Origin of the sequence: Streptomyces griseus subsp. griseus (assembly GCF_000720255.1) — a bacterium.
GTDB classification, from domain to species: Bacteria; Actinomycetota; Actinomycetes; order Streptomycetales; family Streptomycetaceae; genus Streptomyces; species Streptomyces griseus_I.
The window spans coordinates 15,020-32,027 of the sequence record NZ_JOJE01000017.1; the positions used below are offsets into that span (position 1 = coordinate 15,020).

14 protein-coding genes are annotated in these 17,008 nt (G+C 70.3%); 10 read left to right on the plus strand and 4 right to left on the minus strand.

Translation table 11 applies throughout. The features are described 5' to 3' along the window. Positions 1-132: 132 nt before the first annotated feature. The 6 genes from IG99_RS23235 to IG99_RS23260 all read left to right on the plus strand — a co-directional run bounded on the left by IG99_RS23235 (position 133) and on the right by IG99_RS23260 (position 8,810). Entirely contained in the window at positions 133-816 is a 684-nt protein-coding gene (locus IG99_RS23235) for a hypothetical protein (protein WP_037676819.1), read from the plus strand. A gap of 6 nt (positions 817-822) precedes the next feature. After that, the gene (locus IG99_RS23240; protein WP_037676820.1) at positions 823-2,898 is read left to right on the plus strand and encodes a peptidoglycan DD-metalloendopeptidase family protein; all 2,076 of its coding nucleotides are present in this window, start codon (positions 823-825) and stop codon (positions 2,896-2,898) included. A 185-nt stretch (positions 2,899-3,083) separates the two neighbouring features. Beyond that, entirely contained in the window at positions 3,084-4,343 is a 1,260-nt protein-coding gene (locus IG99_RS23245; protein WP_234311929.1) for a PQQ-binding-like beta-propeller repeat protein, read from the plus strand. Between the two features lie 47 nt (positions 4,344-4,390). Further along, positions 4,391-6,121 (plus strand): type IV secretory system conjugative DNA transfer family protein, encoded by a 1,731-nt coding sequence (locus IG99_RS23250; protein ID WP_037676822.1) that lies wholly within the window; start codon positions 4,391-4,393, stop codon positions 6,119-6,121. A 231-nt stretch (positions 6,122-6,352) separates the two neighbouring features. Beyond that, complete coding sequence (locus IG99_RS23255; protein ID WP_063768327.1) at positions 6,353-7,456, plus strand: sugar ABC transporter substrate-binding protein; 1,104 nt, start codon at positions 6,353-6,355, stop codon at positions 7,454-7,456. Between the two features lie 313 nt (positions 7,457-7,769). Beyond that, positions 7,770-8,810, plus strand: a complete 1,041-nt coding sequence (locus IG99_RS23260) for a helix-turn-helix transcriptional regulator (RefSeq protein WP_037676947.1) — start codon at positions 7,770-7,772, stop codon at positions 8,808-8,810. Here the strand turns inward: IG99_RS23260 and IG99_RS23265 are convergent. Further along, the gene (locus IG99_RS23265; protein WP_234311930.1) at positions 8,773-9,777 is read right to left on the minus strand and encodes a helix-turn-helix transcriptional regulator; all 1,005 of its coding nucleotides are present in this window, start codon (positions 9,775-9,777) and stop codon (positions 8,773-8,775) included. The genes IG99_RS23260 and IG99_RS23265 overlap by 38 nt on opposite strands. A 259-nt stretch (positions 9,778-10,036) precedes the next feature. Next, the gene (locus tag IG99_RS23270) at positions 10,037-11,020 is read right to left on the minus strand and encodes a hypothetical protein (protein ID WP_037676824.1); all 984 of its coding nucleotides are present in this window, start codon (positions 11,018-11,020) and stop codon (positions 10,037-10,039) included. A gap of 130 nt (positions 11,021-11,150) precedes the next feature. On the opposite strand from IG99_RS23270, the gene IG99_RS23275 reads away from it, so the two are divergent. Together IG99_RS23275 and IG99_RS23280 are read left to right on the plus strand one after the other, a co-directional pair. Continuing rightward, the gene (locus IG99_RS23275; protein ID WP_158973228.1) at positions 11,151-11,363 is read left to right on the plus strand and encodes a hypothetical protein; all 213 of its coding nucleotides are present in this window, start codon (positions 11,151-11,153) and stop codon (positions 11,361-11,363) included. Beyond that, on the plus strand, positions 11,360-11,698 hold the full coding sequence (locus tag IG99_RS23280) for a Rieske (2Fe-2S) protein (RefSeq protein ID WP_037676826.1): 339 nt from the start codon (positions 11,360-11,362) through the stop codon (positions 11,696-11,698). Before IG99_RS23275 ends, IG99_RS23280 begins: the two co-directional genes overlap by 4 nt. A gap of 159 nt (positions 11,699-11,857) precedes the next feature. On the opposite strand, the gene IG99_RS23285 is transcribed toward IG99_RS23280, so the two are convergent. Next, a complete protein-coding gene (locus tag IG99_RS23285; protein ID WP_037676827.1) occupies positions 11,858-12,271 on the minus strand; it encodes a pyridoxamine 5'-phosphate oxidase family protein in 414 nt (137 codons plus the stop codon). Positions 12,272-12,400: 129 nt separating this feature from the next. Between IG99_RS23285 and clpB the strand changes: the two genes are divergently transcribed. Then, positions 12,401-15,022: an ATP-dependent chaperone ClpB gene (clpB, locus tag IG99_RS23290; RefSeq protein ID WP_037676828.1), complete on the plus strand. Its 2,622-nt coding sequence runs from the start codon at positions 12,401-12,403 to the stop codon at positions 15,020-15,022. 150 nt (positions 15,023-15,172) lie between these two features. Beyond that, positions 15,173-15,703 (plus strand): type III secretion system chaperone family protein, encoded by a 531-nt coding sequence (locus IG99_RS23295; protein ID WP_037676829.1) that lies wholly within the window; start codon positions 15,173-15,175, stop codon positions 15,701-15,703. Between the two features lie 25 nt (positions 15,704-15,728). Here IG99_RS23295 and IG99_RS23300 read toward each other — a convergent pair whose 3' ends face one another. Next, a complete protein-coding gene (locus tag IG99_RS23300; RefSeq protein ID WP_037676830.1) occupies positions 15,729-16,898 on the minus strand; it encodes a membrane protein in 1,170 nt (389 codons plus the stop codon). Positions 16,899-17,008 lie beyond the last annotated feature (110 nt).

Consider the following 17,008-nt stretch of genomic DNA (forward strand, 5'->3'; position numbering starts at 1 on the left):
TCCTTCCTCTGATCTCCCGACACCCTCCCGCGCTTTCCTCGACGGGAAATGCCCCGACTCCTCGCCACCCCCTCCCCCTACCGTGTCCCGGTCACCCGCCGTACCGGCTCAGCACAAGGGAGGCGCGGGAACGTGGAACCGTCTGCGGAGAACAAGCGCACAGGCCTGTTGGCCCTGGGCGTGCTCGGTTTTCTCCTGATCGCCGTGCTCACCGTGTTCACCGTCTTCGACACGGACGACGGGGGCGACGGCGACGAGGCCGGCGGCTCCACGGCGCCCACCGCCACCTCGGAGCAGAGCGGTACCGGCTCGGGCGGGCAAGGAGCCTCAGGCGACGGCGACGCGTCGCGGGGCACCGCGGTCGCCCCCATCGTCTCGGTCTCCGAAGCCGCCAAGGCCCATGCCGTGATGGCGCGGTACATGGCCGGACTCACTACGTACGACCACGCGAGCAACGCCGCGAGCTGGAGCGCCCCCCTGCTCCGGCTCACCATGGGCGACGCCCGGATGAAGGCCGCGACATCGCTGCCGACCGGTAAGGAGTGGGCGACCTGCAAGGCCGAGCGGTGCTCCTCCAAGGGGAAAGCCGTCGTGGCGCGCGACGCCGTGGTCTCGGACGACGTGGTGCGTGACAGCGGCCGGTCGATCTCCAGCGTGGTCGAGGTGACGGCCACGCACACCGCGGACGGGCAGACCACCACCGAGTCCAACCAGTGGCTGGTGACGGTCAAGGAGACCAGCGGCGAATGGGTCGTCTCCGGATTCGACGTCTTCGGTCTCGGTGACGTGGGCGCGTCCGACGACTCGGGGGTGTGAGTCGCCATGGTTGCACCGGCGGTACTGGCTGCCGCCAGCAAGGCGGCGAAGGTCGCCAAGGCGGCCAAGGCGGCCAAGGCGGCGGCCCAGGGCGGGAGCGGCCAGGGCGGTGACAAGAACAAGAACAACAAATGGATGTGGATAGCCGGTGGCGTCGGCTGCCTGCCGATCGCCGGGATCGGCACCCTCGTCCTGGTCCTTCTGGGAGGCCTCATCGGGGGCGTGGGCGCCGGCGCCGCCGCGGCTTCCTGCGACGACTACGCCGACAACGCCGACGCCGGCAACACCGGTGACGCGGCGGCCACCAATCCGATCATGCCGGCCGGCAAGATGTACATGCCGAGCGGGACCGCGCGCAACGAGATACCGCCGAAGATGATCCTCGCCGCGATGCGCGCCGCCGCCCGCTACGACGGCCTCGACTGGACGCTCATCGCCGGGCAGATGTACCAGGAGACCAAGTACGGCCAGGACAAGTCGGCCGCGCCCGGAGGCAAGAACTCCCTCGGCTACATGGGCATCCTGCAGTTCGGCAAGCCGGCCTGGACGGACTACGGCGCCGACGGCAACGGCGACGGCGAGAAGGACCTGTACAACATCGACGACGCCGCCTGGGCCGCCGCCAACTTCCTGCACGCCAAGAAGGCCGAGACCGCCCCCTTCAAGGCGCTTCAGACCTATTCCGGCTCCACTGCCTCCAACACGATCTACCCGCGTGTCGTCCTCACCCAGGCCGCCCGCTACCGCGGGACGCTCACCGGGGACCAGGCCCTCGTCAAACGCTGGTACGCCCACCTGAAGGAGACCATCGAGAAGAACCCCGACTTCCCCACCCTCGGGCAGCAGTCGGACATCCCCGAGCCGGTCGGCAACAACGCCCAGCCCGGTTCGGCTCTCAGCATCTCCGCGACCCCGGCCCGTTCCTGGTCGACGCCCCCGCTGGATGCCGGCAACGGTGACGACACCACCACCGCGATGTCCCTGGCCGCGTACAGCGCCGACGCGACGACCGTGTCCTTCCCCCTGGCCAAGAAGCCCACCACCGGCAAGGACTGGCAGTGGCCGATGAAGCAGGGCACCTACACGATCGGCACCCCTTACCACCAGAACGGGCGCATGTGGAGCCTCGGATACCACACCGGCCTCGACCTGGTGGCTTCCAGCGGCACCCCGATCTACGCCCCGGCCGACGGCAAGGTCGTCCACGCGGGCCCCGGTGGCTCGTACGGGAACATGACCAAGATCCAGCACGCGGGCGGTGTCGTCACGCTCTACGCCCACCAGACCTCGATCAAGGTGTCCGTCGGCCAGACGGTCGAGCGCGGTCAGCAGATCGGCACGGTCGGGGCGACCGGCAACGTCACCGGGCCGCACCTGCACTGGGAAGTTCTGGTCCCCGGCGTCGACAACCCGTTCGTGGGCGGCCAGGACCAGGGCCCGGGCATGGTCGACCCGCAGGAGTGGATGAAGGGCAAGGTCACCGCCAACCCCGACTACGGCACCGTGCCGGGATCCGACGAGAGCAGCAGGGACGCGCAGTACGCCGACTGTGCCAAGGACAACGGCGGGGCACCGGTGTCGCCCGACGGCGCAGGAGCCTCCGGCGTCATCCCCGACTCCGACGACCCCATCATCCGCGCCGTCCTCGGCTGGGCCCAGCGCGGCATCGGAGTCCCGTACGTGTTCGGTGCTCCCCGGCTGCAGGGCGAGAACCCGACCAGCTTCGACTGCTCGAGCTTCACGCAGTGGGCGTACTACATGGCCAGCGGCGGGAAGATCGACATTGGCACGACGACCTACACGCAGGAGCCCTACCTCAAGAAGTACGAGGTGTCGCTGTCCGAGGCACAGCCCGGCGACGTCATCTTCTTCCGGCCGGAGGGCAACGGGCACTCGGGTCACGTCGGCCTGGTGTGGGACCCCAAGGGCCACAAGATCATTCACGCCCCGCGCCCGGGCCAGTCGGTCAAGTTCAGTACCTGGGACGTCCAGGACGAGATCACCGGCGTCTACCGCGTCCCGATCCCCAAGGGAACGGACCCGGTCGAGGGCGACGGAACGGACAGCGAAAAGGGAGCATGAACCAACCGATGAAGCGTCATCTTCTCCATGTCACAGGGGCGTTGTTGTCTCTTGGGCTGGTCGCGGGCTGTGGCGGAAGCGATGACGCCGGGAAGGCCGGCCCGACCGGGAGGGCGACGCCCGGGGGGTCACCGTCCGCTGCCGAGCCGAAGGGCCCCGCCTACCGGGGCGCGGCGCTGCCCGGTATGGCTCGTGAACCCGCGTGGAGCCTGAGCGCCGACAACCGCACGGGATGCCCCGGCGATCCCGTCGAGCGGGCCACGAGCAAGGTCATCGGGGACGACTCCCAGACGTGTGTGCTCGGCGACGCCGTCGTCCTCACCGAGGACCTGACGGAGTACCCCGACAACACGGGCGGCACACCGCAGGAGTACCGCTTCCGGGCACGCCTCCTCGACGCGGCCACGGGCGAGGAACGCAAGTCGATCGACGTGAAGATCCCCGCCGAGGGATGGTCGAGCGACCGCGACCTCGTGCCCGCCGAGTTCATCACCGTCGGCCGGTGGAAGGACGGCACGCCGGCCCTTCTGGTCGTCGACGGCGAGGCGATCGCGGCGAGCGGCCTGAAGAAGGAATCGGTCAGGACCACGTACACCATGTACGCCCCCTCCGGCGAGAAGCTGGGCAGCTCGTCCTACGACGGCGAGGACCACACCGATCTCACCGCCGAGGCCGGTCACGTGCTTCTGAAGGAGGGGAGCGATCGCGGTTCCTACGCTCCTCTCGGCGGCGGGGCCACCGTTCAGGTCCTGGACAGGTGGGAGGACCAGGCCCCGATCGGTCCGGGCTTCGGTTATCGCGTGGTGACGTCCTTCGCCGAGTTCGACGTGAGCGGTGAACGGCTCAAGGTCAGTGACCGGCTCACCGGCAAGGAGCTGTGGAGCACCGAGGACATCGCCCTGCCCGCCTCGGTCGCGGCGCAGACGCCGGACGGCGACCGGCCGGCAGCCACCCTCTACCCTCTCGCCGGGGACAAGGGCCTGCTCGCCTGGGGCCTGAAGGACGACACCTACGACGCACTCCTCACGGTGGTCGACCTCAGGACCGGCCGCACTCTCGTGGAAGGCCCCAGGACCGACCTCGACCCCAATGACGCGCACGAGGCGGTCGTCGCCGTGTCCCCGGACGGCAAGGGCGTCGTCACCCAGTTCGGCGGGGGCGCCGTCGCCTGGAACCCCGAGACGGGCGACGAATTGTGGCGGCAGGAGGAGGACGAGCAGGACATCGAGCCGGTGGGTCTGCCGAGCGCCGACGTCCTGTACGCCTCGGTGAGCGGCATGGGGCTCTCAGCGCTCGACATGCGGTCCAAGAAGGTCCTCGCCTCCGGCCTCGACCCCAGCACGCCCTTGAACCAGGACGTCGACGCCCTGCAGTGCACGTCCGATGGCCACAGTGTGCTGGCGACCAGTGAGGGCGTGTTCGTCTTCGCTCCGGAAGAAGCCTGACCGAACCCCCAGTCGGCTCAGAAAGTCCAGAAAGGACGGACCCGCGGGTGACCGCAGAACAGAAGAGGAAGCCCCGCGCCGAGGACGACTGGACGTTCGAGATCGCCATCGTCGTCGCGATCGTCCTGTTGTGCGGGGCCGGTGCCTGGCTGGCCGCCAAGGTGGGGGCCGGCTTCGCGGACGCGCCCGCGCCGCCCTCCGATCCGCTGTCGTTCCTCGTGGCGGTGGTGAAGGGGGACTACAGCTGGCCGGGGTCGGCGGCCAGTGCCGTCGCCGCCGGGGAGGCTCTCGTGCTCGGGATCCTCGGGCTCGCGGTATACCGGGTGCGGCAGCGCCTCCGGAACAAGCCGAAGGTGGACGGGGCCGCGCAGCATCTCGCGAAGGGTGAGGAGCTCGGGAAGCTCACCATGAAGGGTGCGGCGGCCACCGCCGAGCGGCTCGGGGTGCGGGCGTCCACGCCCGGTGTGTTCATCGGGCGGTCCGTCAGGGGCAGGCAGCCGCTGTTCGGGTCGTACGAGGACATGCACGTCGACATCTGGGGGCCGAGGACGGGCAAGACGACCCGGCGGGCGATCCCGGCCATTCTCGACGGGCCCGGGGCCGTCCTGGTCACCTCCAACAAGCGGGACATCGTCGACGCGACGCGCGGGCCGCGGTCCGCGCGCGGCCCGGTGTGGGTGTTCGACCCGCAGCAGGTCGCCGCGGAGGTGCCCAGCTGGTGGTGGAACCCGCTGTCGTACGTCACCGACGTGGCGAAGGCGCGGAAGATGGCCGACCACTTCGCCTCGGGCTCGCGGGACGCGGGCGCCTCGACCGACGCCTTCTTCGACCCGGCCGGACAGGACCTGCTGGCCAATCTGCTGCTCGCCGCGGCCGGCGCCAAGGCGCCGGTCACCCAGATCTACACCTGGCTGTCCAACCCCAAGGACGACACCCCGGAGCGGATCCTGCGCGGCGCCGGGCACACCATGGCCGCCGACGGTCTCGCCGGTGTCATCAACGCGCCGGAGAAGCAGCGCAGCGGTATCTACGGTGTCGCCCAGCAGATGGCGTCCTGCCTGATCAACCCCGAGGTCAACCGCTGGGTGACCCCGCCCGCCGACCCGCACGCCCCCGAGTTCGACCCGCACGCGTTCGTCCGCACCGGCGGCACGCTGTACTCGCTGTCGCGGGAGGGCCGGGACAGCGCCGGTCCGCTGGTCACCGCGCTCACCGTCGCGGTCGTGGAGGCGGCGGAGGAGTACGCCACCACCCAGCGCGGCGGGCGCCTCCCGCTGCCCCTGGTTGGCGTCCTCGACGAGGCCGCCAACGTCTGCCGCTGGCGCTCCCTGCCCGACCTGTACTCCCACTACGGCTCCCGCGGCATCATCCTGATGACGATCCTGCAGTCCTGGGCGCAGGGCATCGAGGTGTGGGGCGAGCGCGGCATGGAGAAGCTGTGGTCGGCCGCGAACGTCCGCGTCTACGGCGGTGGCGTCTCCGACACCCGTTTCCTGGGCGATCTGAGCGAGCTGGCGGGCGAGGTCGAGCTGCGGGAGTTCCAGACGAGCCGGGAGTCGGAGTTCGGCGGCTGGTCCGGCAACCGCACGGTCAGCGAGTCCACCCGGCGCGAGAGGGTGCTCCAGGTGTCGGACCTCGGCGCGATGCCCCCGGGGCGGGCCCTGGTCCTCGCCTCCGGCACCAAGCCGGTGCTGGTCGAGACGATCCCGTGGTGGGAGGGGCCGTACGCCGGTGAGGTGCAGGCGTCGCTGAAGAAGTACGACCCGGGGGCGCGTTGAGGTCCTGGCCGTACCACTTGCCCGTCCTCGTGTGAACCGTCCGGGCGCCGGTCTTCCCTCGCTCTCCCCGGTGTCTCCCCAGGGTCTGCACGCGTCGAGCGGAGTGTGATGTTGCCATCTCGTTAAGTGGTATGGCTTGACGCCGCTGGTCGCCGCCGCGTTGTCTTTTCAGACAACTGGGTCGGAGTCTCGCACCCATGTCCGGAACGTACCTGTGAAGTGAGCCCCCGCATGCGTCGTATCGCCATATCCGTGGCAGCGTCCACGTTGATCCTCTCGCTTGCCGGCTGCGGCATGCTGAACGCGACGGGGGACAGCGCAGACGCCAGCCCGACCAAGGGCAACGACATCACGGTGGGCGTGCTGATGCCGGAGAAGACGAACACGCGGTACGAGGAGTTCGACTACCCCATCATCAAGAGGAAGGTCGCCGCCCTCACCCAGAACCAGGGCAGGACGGTCTACGCGAACGCCGGCTCCAAGGTGCAGACCCAGGTGAGCCAGATGCAGAAGATGATCGACGACAAGGTCGACGTCATCCTGCTCGACGCCGTCGACTCGCACAAGATCGCGGACATGGTGCAGAAGGCCAAGGACGCGGGCATTCCCGTCATCGCCTACGACCGGCTCGCCGAAGGCCCGATCGACGCGTACGTCTCCTTCGACAACGAGCTCGTCGGCGAGGTGCAGGGCCGTTCCCTGCTCGAGGCACTGGGCACCGCCGACGCCTCCGACAAGATCGTCATGGTGAACGGCTCGCCCACCGACCCCAACGCGGGGCAGTTCAAGCAGGGCGCGCTCTCCGAGCTCAACGGCAAGGTGACCATCGCCGAGTCGTTCGACACCGCGGACTGGGACCCGGAACTCGCCGAGTCCAACATGACCAAGGCGATCGACAAGCTCGGCAAGGGCGACATCGCCGCCGTCTACTCCGCCAACGACGCCATGGCCGGCGGCATCATCAAGGCCTTCGAGAAGGCGGGCGTGAGCGAACTGCCCCCGATCACCGGCCAGGACGCGGAGCTGTCGGCGGTGCAGCGGATCGTCAGCGGCGAGCAGTACATGAGCGTCTACAAGCCCTACCCCGGTGAGGCCGAGGCCGCCGCGGAGATGGCCGTCGCCAAGATCCAGGGCAAGGACATCCAGTTCGACGCCCTCACCCGCGACAAGGTCGACAGCCCCACCCAGAAGGACATCCCCGCGCAGCTGGTCTCCGTGGTCGCCCTGACGAAGAGCAACATCAAGACCACCGTGGTCGCGGACGGCATCTACAAGGTGTCCGACATCTGCACGCCGAAGTACAAGGCGGCCTGTGCGTCGATCGGCCTGAAGTAGGCCCCGGGAGCCAGGTACCCCAGCAGGGCGCCAGGGGGCACGCCGGTGTGACACCGGCGTGCCCCCTGTCGTCGTCTCCGCGCCGTCCGCGTTGTCGTCCGAGCGGTGCTCCGGGTTCCGGGTTCCGGGGTGCGGTCCGCGGGTAGCGTCCCTCTCCATCAGCATGGTGGGAGGTGGCGGACGGAGGCCGGGAGGAAGCGGTGGACATCGGGACTTCTCGCCGCTCGTCGCCGGAGGAGCCGTGTTGCGGAGCAGGTCCGTGCCGCGCATAGTTGCGCTGCGGAAGAGGCGGAAACCGGGGGTGGGACGGTCGATGGCCGGGCACGGGACGGAAGGGCATCCCCACGGTGCTGACCGACTGTGCGAGGCCGGGGAGCGGGTGTACTCCCGGGCGGTACGGCGGGGCAGGGTGCCGCGGCACGACGCCGACGCGGTGCCGTGCCTGCTGGAACTCGCCATGCTCCACCCGGACCCCGACGACATGGACTGGCTGGTGCCGACCTCCCCGCAGGAGGTCATGACCCGGCTGCTGCGCGCGGTGCACGACGAGGTCAGCGCCAGCCAGCGGCGGGTGGGTTCGGCGGTGGAGGCCGTGGAGCGCTACTCCGGTCTGGGCGTCCACCCTCCGGCGGCCGGCGCCTGGGAGGGCACCGCGATCCGGGTCCTGGACGGACTGACCCGCATCCAGGCGGCGATGGACGAGGCGACCCAGGCGTGCACCACGGAGGTGCTGACGGTGCAGCCCGGCGGGATCCGCCGCGAGCACGAGCTCTCCGAGGGGCTGCACCGGGCGCTCGCGCTGCGCGGCCGGGGCGTGCGGATGCGCGACCTCTACAACCACGTGGCCCGGCACGGCCAGGGCCTGCTCAACTACCTGGAGCTGATGGGGGACGCGGTGGAGGCCCGTACCCTCGACGAGGTCATCGACCGGCTCATCCTCTTCGACCGCACGGTGGCCTTCATCCCCGCCAACGCCGAGCACACGATGGCGCTGGAGCTGCGCCATCCGGCCCTGATCGCCTATCTGGTGACGGTCTTCGAGCGTCTGTGGCGTCTCGCGGTCCCCTTGACGGCACCCCTTCCGGCCACCGGCATCGAGGGCATCTCCCACCGCGAACAGTCCATCGCCGCCCTGCTCGCGGAGGGGCACCAGGACGCGGTCATCGCCGAGCGCCTCGGCATCAGCGTCCGCACCTGCCGGGCCCACATCGCCCGGCTCTCCGAGACCCTCGGCGCCGCCAGCCGCACCCAGTTGGGCGTGCGCATCGCCCAGGTCGGCCTGGACGGCCCGCACCGGGTGGGCGACCCGGTGCCGGTCAGCCTTCCCGCTCCAGAATCCCCGAGCGGGCGATGAGGAACCCGAGCTGGGCCCGGCTCTCGCTGCCCAGGGTGGCCGCCAGTTTGGCGATGTGGACCCGGGCGGTACGGACGTTCATGCCGAGGCGTTCGGCGATGACGGTGTCCGTGTGGCCCTCGACCAGCAGGGCGGCGATGGCCCGCTGACGGGGTGTGACACCGTCCAGGGTGGGCTGCTGGACGGCCTCCGGGTGCATGGGCGTGGCCAGGCGCCACAGGCGCTCGAAGGTGGTGACGAAGTAGTCGACCAGCGCCGGGTGCCGGACCTCCAGGGCGAGCGTACGGTCCTTGTTCGCCGGGATGAAGGCCACGGTCCGGTCGATGACCAGCAGCCGATCGGTGATCTCGTCGAGGCTGCGCGCCTCCACGTCGCCGCTCAGCCACTCGTAGCGGGCCAGCACGGTGGGGGAGTGGCGCATCGTGTGCTGGTAGAGCGTGCGGATACGGCCGCCGCGGTCGAGGAGGGCCTGGTCGCGGGCCATGGCGTCGGTGAGGATCGCCGCGGGTTTGCCGACGTAGCTGATGTGGGGCTGGATGGCGAGGAGTTCCCGGGAGGCGTCGGCCATCGTCTGCGTGATGGCCAGGTTGATCGGGCCGCGGCCGCTGAGGAGGTTGATCGCGGGCGTGCCCCCGGCCGGGGCGCGGCCGCCGCCGAGCCGCAACAGGGGCTCGAACGCGTCGACGAGCTGTGCCTCACGCCGCCGCTCCCGGGCGATCCGGTCCTCGGAGGTCCGCAGGTGCCGGTGGAGGGCGACGGCGGGCGCGAGGGGCTCCAGCCGGCCCGGGTCGTCCACGGCAGGGTGCAGCAGGCCGAAGGCGAGCAGACAGGGCGCCTCGTGCGCTTCCTCGACGGGGATCCGCCCCTGCCGCAGCGCCCGCTCGTACAACCGGCTCCCGGCACCGCACAACTCCTCCACCCCGTGCGCCACATGCCCGCCACCCGCCTGACTCCCCGGCTCACGCACGCCTGCGGTGCTCTGGTGGGCTGGGGGCTGGTTTCCCGGCTGGTGTGTGGCGGTGGTGCCCTCGTCGGCTGCCGCCCCGCTGGCTGGTTTCCCGGCTGGTGTGTGGCGGTGGTGCCCTCGTCGGCTGCCGCCCCGCTGGGGCGTTGTCGCGCCGCCTGGTTCGTCCTCGGCCCCGCTTCCCGGCTCGGGCACCGCCCCGCTCGCCGGCCCGCCCACGGGCCCCGCGCGGCGCCCCCCGTCGTCCTGGCTGTCCGTCACCTCAGTGGCCCCGGTCCAGCATTCCCGACTGCGCTATGAGGAAGCCGAGTTGGGCCCGGCTGCCGCTGCCCAGGGCCGACGCCAGCTTGGCTATGTGGGCGCGGCAGGTGCGTACGTTCATGCCCAGTCGTCGTGCGATGGCCTCGTCGACATGCCCCTCGATGAGCAGTTTGGCTATCGAGCGCTGCACACCGGTGATGCCCTCGGGGGTGGACTCGTAGGGGACCTCCTCCAGGAGCGGGGTGGCCCGTTGCCAGAGCTGCTCGAAGACCTTGATGAGGTACTGGACGAGTCCGGGGTGCCGCAGCTCCAGTGCCACCTGCCGGTCGTCCTGGGCGGGGATGAAGGCGACCGTGGTGTCGCAGATGATGAGCCGCTCGATCAGCTCCTCCAGCGTCCGTATCTCGACCTTGGCGCCCGCCATGCCGTCCATGTAGGCGAAGGTGCTCTGACTGTGCCGGACGGTGTGCTGGTAGAGGGTGCGCATGGAGATGCCGCGCTCGATGAGGGGTTTGCTGCGCTTCAGTGCCTGGCTGAGGATGTGCTCGGGGCGGCTGCCGCCGGGCTGCACGGTCAGGACCTCGCTGCGGGCCTCGGCGATCGCCCCGTCCAGCGCCGCGTGGATCCGGTCGATACCCTCCAGCACGGTGATCGCGTGCGTGGTGGCCGGTTTCTGGGCGCTGATGGCGAGGAAGGGCTCGAAGGTGTCCGTGAGGTCCACGCTGAGCCGGCGGCGGTCCTGGATCTCCCGTTCCAGGGGCTGCAACTGCTGGGCGAGCGCGATGGACGGTGGAACCGGACGCAGCCAGTTCGCGTCATCCGGGTCCGGGTGGAGCAGTGCGAATTCGAGCAGACAGGGAGCGGGCTCTACCTCGGCGCGGGAGATGCGCCCGGAGCCCAGAGCACTGGCGTAGAGACGCGTTCCTTCGGCACACAACTCGGTGATGCCGTGAGGATGTGTCGTCTTTGTACTCTTCGATGGCAAATCTCCACCCCCCAGGGTCCTGAACGTGCAGGAACATGATGCATCTCTTGTGTGGCATTGACGTGCCTGAATGAGCCATCGTCTTGTTTCGCGGGGGAGAGGAAGCCATCAAGTGAGGACGAAGCCGACCATGAATAAGAGAATGCTTCGCTCGGTGCTTGCCACTGCCGTCGTTGCTCTGGCGCTGGCCTTCGGTGGGGCCGGTTCTCTCGACGTCGGCTGGCTGACCCCTTCCGACGCGGCGAGCACGTCGGCACACACTGACGGCACGCAGGAAGACGTCGGCTGGGTGATCAAGGCTCAGGATGTCGGCTGGGTGGCGCCGGCGGGCAAGAGCGCATGACCACCCCACCCGACGACCGCTCGTTCCGTCGCGAGATGGCGACCGCCTATCGCTCCGGCTGGCACTTCATCGACCTTGTCACCGCCATCCCCCACAGTGGTGACTCGTTGATGGTGACGGTGTTCGGAGAACCGGTGGTCGTCACCCGGGACGAGGACGGTGACCTTCGGGCGTACCGCTGTCTGCGACGGCCTCGGGGGGCGCCGCAGCCCGTCCGGTGCGCCATCCGGTACGGAATGATCTTCGTGAACCTCGACCAGCGCGACCACCAGCTCGTGGAGCCGGCCCCCCAAGCCGCCCCCAGTGCCATCTCAGCCACCCCCCGCAGTGCCTGACGCGATTCCCCCGTCGTAACAGATCGCTCAGGTACTTCCCCCCCGCAGCGGCGTCACCGTGACCTGAACACGGTGACGCCGCTGCAGTTTTCGGGGCATGTCCGGCCATATGTGCGACCGCGGACCCGACTGGCTGAAAATCATCTTGGCTGGACGAGGTCAGCCCCGCCCCATCGCCCGCGTCAACTCGATCTCGATCACGACGCGGGACGGGTTCGGCGCGGGCCGGCGCCCGTAGCGCTCCTCGTAGCGCCGCTCCGCCTCCGTGACCCGGTCCGGCTCGCCGTGGACGAGGGCCCGGCCCTCCAGCGTGGCCCAGCGGCGGCCGTCCACCTGGCACACGGCCACCCTGGCGCCCTCGGCGCCCGCGGCCCGGACGAACCCCGCCTTGGCGCTCGCCTTGTTCGTGATCACCCGGGCCAGCCCGGCCTCGGGGTCGTAGGTCACCCCCACCGGGACGACGTGCGGACTGCCGTCCGGGCGCAGGGTCGTCAGCGTGCACAGGTGGCGTTCGCGCCAGAAGGCGAGATACGGCGCGTCGGGTGCACGGGGGTCCTGGGGGTACTCGGCCATGCCCCGGAACTTAGCCGAAGCCGTAGTCTCCAGGGTCTCCCGGACTCCCGTTCGCTGCCTTGAGTGGAATAGACTCAACTTTGCGTATGCTGATGGAGTCACGGCTGACGCAAGGAGGAGACAGGCAACGTGGACGCCGAGCTGACCAACAGGAGCCGGGACGCGATCAACGCGGCCAGCAACCGCGCCGTGTCCGAGGGACACCCCGACCTCACCCCCGCCCACCTGCTGCTCGCGCTGCTGGAGGGCAAGGACAACGAGAACATCATCGACCTGCTGGTCGCCGTCGACGCGGACCAGGCCTCCGTACGGGCGGGCGCCGACCGCGCGCTCGCCGCGCTGCCCAGCGTGACCGGGTCCACCGTCGCGCCCCCGCAGCCCAACCGCGAGCTGCTCACGGTCATCGCCGACGCCCAGGCCAGGGCGAAGGAGCTCGGGGACGAGTACCTCTCCACCGAGCACCTGCTCATCGGCATCGCCGCCAAGGGTGGCGCCGCCGGTGAGGTGCTCTCCCGGCAGGGCGCCGACGCGAAGAAGCTGCTGGCGGCGTTCCAGAAGTCGCGCGGCGGGCGCCGGGTCACCACCGCGGACCCCGAGGGCCAGTACAAGGCCCTGGAGAAGTTCGGCACCGACTTCACCGCCGCCGCCCGCGACGGCAAGCTCGACCCGGTCATCGGCCGGGACCAGGAGATCCGCCGCGTCGTGCAGGTGCTGTCCCGGCGGACGAAGAACAACCCCGTCCTCATCGGTGAGCCCGGCGTCGGCAAGACCGCCGTCGTCGAGGGGCTCGCCCAGCGGATCATCAAGGGCGACGTGCCCGAGTCCCTGAAGGACAAGCGGCTGGTCGCCCTCGACCTGGGCGCGATGGTCGCCGGGGCGAAGTACCGCGGTGAGTTCGAGGAGCGCCTGAAGACCGTCCTCGCGGAGATCAAGGACTCCGACGGGCAGATCATCACCTTCATCGACGAGCTGCACACGGTCGTCGGCGCGGGCGCCGGCGGCGACTCCGCCATGGACGCGGGCAACATGCTCAAGCCCATGCTGGCCCGCGGTGAGCTGCGCATGGTCGGCGCGACCACCCTGGACGAGTACCGCGAGCGCATCGAGAAGGACCCGGCGCTGGAGCGGCGCTTCCAGCAGGTGCTGGTCTCCGAGCCGAGCGTCGAGGACACCATCGCGATCCTGCGCGGCCTCAAGGGCCGCTACGAGGCCCACCACAAGGTCCAGATCGCCGACGCCGCGCTGGTCGCCGCGTCCACCCTCTCCGACCGGTACATCACCTCCCGCTTCCTGCCCGACAAGGCCATCGACCTCGTCGACGAGGCGGCCTCCCGCCTGCGCATGGAGATCGACTCCTCGCCCGTCGAGATCGACGAACTCCAGCGCGCCGTCGACCGGTTGAAGATGGAGGAGCTCGCCCTCGACAAGGAGACCGACCCGGCCTCCCGCGAGCGCCTGGAGAAGCTGCGCCGCGACCTCGCCGACAAGGAGGAGGAGCTGCGCGGCCTCACCGCCCGCTGGGAGAAGGAGAAGCAGTCCCTCAACCGCGTCGGTGAGCTGAAGGAACGCCTCGACGACCTGCGCGGACAGGCCGAACGCGCCCAGCGCGACGGCGACTTCGACACCGCGTCCAAGCTGCTGTACGGCGAGATCCCAGCCCTGGAGCGCGACCTGGAGGCCGCGTCCGAGGCCGAGGAGGCGTTGACATCTTCCGCCTCCGGCGGGGGCGCCAAGGACACCATGGTCAAGGAGGAGGTCGGCTCCGACGACATCGCCGACGTCGTCGCCTCCTGGACCGGCATCCCCGCAGGCCGCCTCCTGGAGGGCGAGACGCAGAAGCTGCTGCGCATGGAGGACGAGCTCGGCAAGCGGCTCATCGGCCAGACCGAGGCCGTACGGGCCGTGAGCGACGCCGTACGGCGCTCCCGTGCCGGGATCGCCGACCCCGACCGCCCCACCGGCTCGTTCCTCTTCCTCGGCCCGACCGGTGTCGGCAAGACCGAACTCGCCAAGGCTCTCGCCGATTTCCTCTTCGACGACGAGCGGGCCATGGTCCGCATCGACATGTCGGAGTACAGCGAGAAGCACAGCGTGGCCCGCCTGGTCGGCGCGCCTCCCGGCTACGTCGGCTACGAGGAGGGCGGCCAGCTGACGGAGGCGGTGCGCAGGCGGCCGTACAGCGTGGTGCTGCTCGACGAGGTGGAGAAGGCGCACCCCGAGGTGTTCGACATCCTCCTCCAGGTGCTCGACGACGGGCGGCTGACGGACGGTCAGGGCCGCACGGTCGACTTCCGCAACACGATCCTGGTCCTCACCTCCAACCTGGGCAGCCAGTACCTGGTCGACCCGGTGTCGACCGAGGCGGAGAAGAAGGAGCAGGTGCTGGAGGTCGTGCGCGCCTCGTTCAAGCCGGAGTTCCTCAACCGGCTCGACGACCTGGTCGTCTTCTCGGCGCTGAACAAGGACGAGCTCGGCAGGATCGCCCGGCTGCAGATCGACCGGCTGGCCAGGCGCCTCGCCGAGCGCCGCCTCACCCTGGAGATCACCGACGCGGCCCTGGCCTGGCTCGCCGACGAGGGCAACGATCCGGCCTACGGCGCCCGCCCGCTGCGCCGCCTCGTCCAGACCGCCATCGGCGACCGCCTCGCCAAGGAGATCCTTTCCGGCGAGGTCAAGGACGGCGACACGGTCCGTGTCGACGCCTTCGGCGACGGCCTGATCGTCGGCCCGGCGACGGGCAAGACGCTGTGACGCCGATCCGGCCTGCCCCACGGCGTTCTGCCACACGCCGTGCGGCAGGCCGGATCATGTCAGCCCAGGGCTGACACGGTCCCTTCGGGGTTGCCACCCCCCTCCCCGGATGGGGGAGGATGGCAGGATCCGTACGAAGGGAAATTCACGGTGACCATCGACCCGTCCTCGATTCCGAACTTCGGGGGCCAGCCCGAGCCGCAGCCCCAAGGGCCGGCGGGCCCCGTCGTCCCGGATCAGGACCTCGTGAAGCAGCTCCTCGACCAGATGGAGCTGAAGTACGTCGTCGACGAGGAGGGCGACCTCGCGGCGCCCTGGGAACAGTTCCGTACGTACTTCATGTTCCGTGGCGAGGACGACCAGGCGGTCTTCTCGGTTCGTACCTTCTACGACCGCCCCCACAAGATCGACGAGAAGCCCCAGCTGCTGGAGTCGATCGACGACTGGAACCGCCGCACCCTGTGGCCCAAGGTCTACACGCACACCCATGACGACGGCACCGTCCGCCTCATCGGCGAGGCGCAGATGCTGATCGGTGCCGGGGTCAACATCGAGTTCTTCGTCTCCTCGACCGTCAGCTGGGTGCGGGCCGCCATCGAGTTCGACAAGTGGCTCGTCGAGCAGCTCGGCCTCGAGCAGGAGGTCAACGACGCGGAGAAGCCCGAGGACGACGAGGAGTAGACCTCGGGATCCGGACGAACCGGAGCTACAACGGCGTGTCCGCCAGGACGACCAGGTACGCGCCGTAGGCGAACGAGAGCCCGGCCAGGGCCGCGACCACCACGGTCGCGTGCCAGGGCCGGGCTCTGGCCGTCCGCACCAGCGCCCGCGCCAGCGGCAGCAGCAGCGGGAACGCGGGCAGCAGGAAGCGCGGCTTGGACTCGAAGAAGCCGGAGCCGCCGAGCGTGATCAGCAGCAGGACGCCGCTGTAGACGACCAGCGGCAGCGGGGCGCGGTCGGCGAGCAGCAGCGCGTACAGCACGACCGCCGCCGCGACGATCACCATCGTCATCGGAAAGACCAGCCGGTCGGCGTGGAGCAGCAGGTGGCGGACGAAGTGCAGCGAGCCGCGGCCGAGGTCGAAGCGCGAGCCCCACAGCCGCTGCACGTCGAAATAGCCGCCGAGCAGGTCGCCCTTGCGGTGGCCGACCCAGAGCACGTACGCGCTCCAGCCGAGCGGGGCGAGCCCCGCGCCCGTCCACAGCCTGTGGGAAACCCGGCCGCGCTCCCGCCACACCTCCAGCGCCGCCGCCACCAGGACCGCCGCCGTGACCGCGACCCCGTTCGGCCGCGTGAGCCCCGCCAGCGCGGCGAGACCGCCCGCCCACACCCAGTTGCGCTTGAGCACAGCGTGCAGCGACCAGGCGGCGAACGCGGTCAGCACCGGCTCCGTGTACGCCATCGACAGCACCACGGAGTGCGGCAGCAGTGCCCAGAGCAGGACCAGCACGGTCGCGACGGCCCGGCCGTGCAGATGGGCGCCGAGGGCGTGGATCCCGCAGGCGGCCACCGCTGCCGCCGCCCAGGACACCAGCAGGCCCGCGGTGCCGCCGTGCAGCGGGCCCAGCTCGGTCACCGCGCGGACCAGTGCGGGGTAGAGCGGGAAGAAGGCCAGGTCGCTGTGGACGATCTCAGGGCCGAAGGTCAGGGTGTGGCCGTAGCCGTGGGCGGCGATGCCCAGGTACCAGAGGGAGTCCCAGGACCGGCCGAGCAGCGCCAGCGGGTGGTGACCCGTGGCCCAGGCGGTCACCGCGAGGACGGCGGCGCCGGTGAGGCGGGCAGCGGCGAAGAGGCCCAGGGCGGTGGTCGCCGTCGCGACGGGGCGGTGCGAGAGGGCTACGGGTGGACGGGTGGTGAGGGTGCTGGCGTGGCTCACACCTTCGCACCTTGCAGGCGCCTCGCGGCGGGCGCGAGCCGGGAGGTCCGTTTGTGTGGACGCCCCTGGGAGGTGTGCCGCCCCAGGCCCCGGCTGGAATCTCCCCGTGC

What these genes read in the sequence shown, in the direction of transcription:
- IG99_RS23240 (WP_037676820.1), top strand. Translation starts at nt 823, where the DNA reads ATGGTTGCACCGGCGGTACTGGCTGCCGCCAGCAAGGCGGCGAAGGTC.
- IG99_RS23245 (WP_234311929.1), top strand. Translation starts at nt 3,084, where the DNA reads ATGGCTCGTGAACCCGCGTGGAGCCTGAGCGCCGACAACCGCACGGGA.
- IG99_RS23255 (WP_063768327.1), top strand. Translation starts at nt 6,353, where the DNA reads ATGCGTCGTATCGCCATATCCGTGGCAGCGTCCACGTTGATCCTCTCG.
- IG99_RS23260 (WP_037676947.1), top strand. Translation starts at nt 7,770, where the DNA reads ATGGCCGGGCACGGGACGGAAGGGCATCCCCACGGTGCTGACCGACTG.
- IG99_RS23275 (WP_158973228.1), top strand. Translation starts at nt 11,151, where the DNA reads ATGAATAAGAGAATGCTTCGCTCGGTGCTTGCCACTGCCGTCGTTGCT.
- IG99_RS23280 (WP_037676826.1), top strand. Translation starts at nt 11,360, where the DNA reads ATGACCACCCCACCCGACGACCGCTCGTTCCGTCGCGAGATGGCGACC.
- IG99_RS23285 (WP_037676827.1), bottom strand. Translation starts at nt 12,271, where the DNA reads ATGGCCGAGTACCCCCAGGACCCCCGTGCACCCGACGCGCCGTATCTC.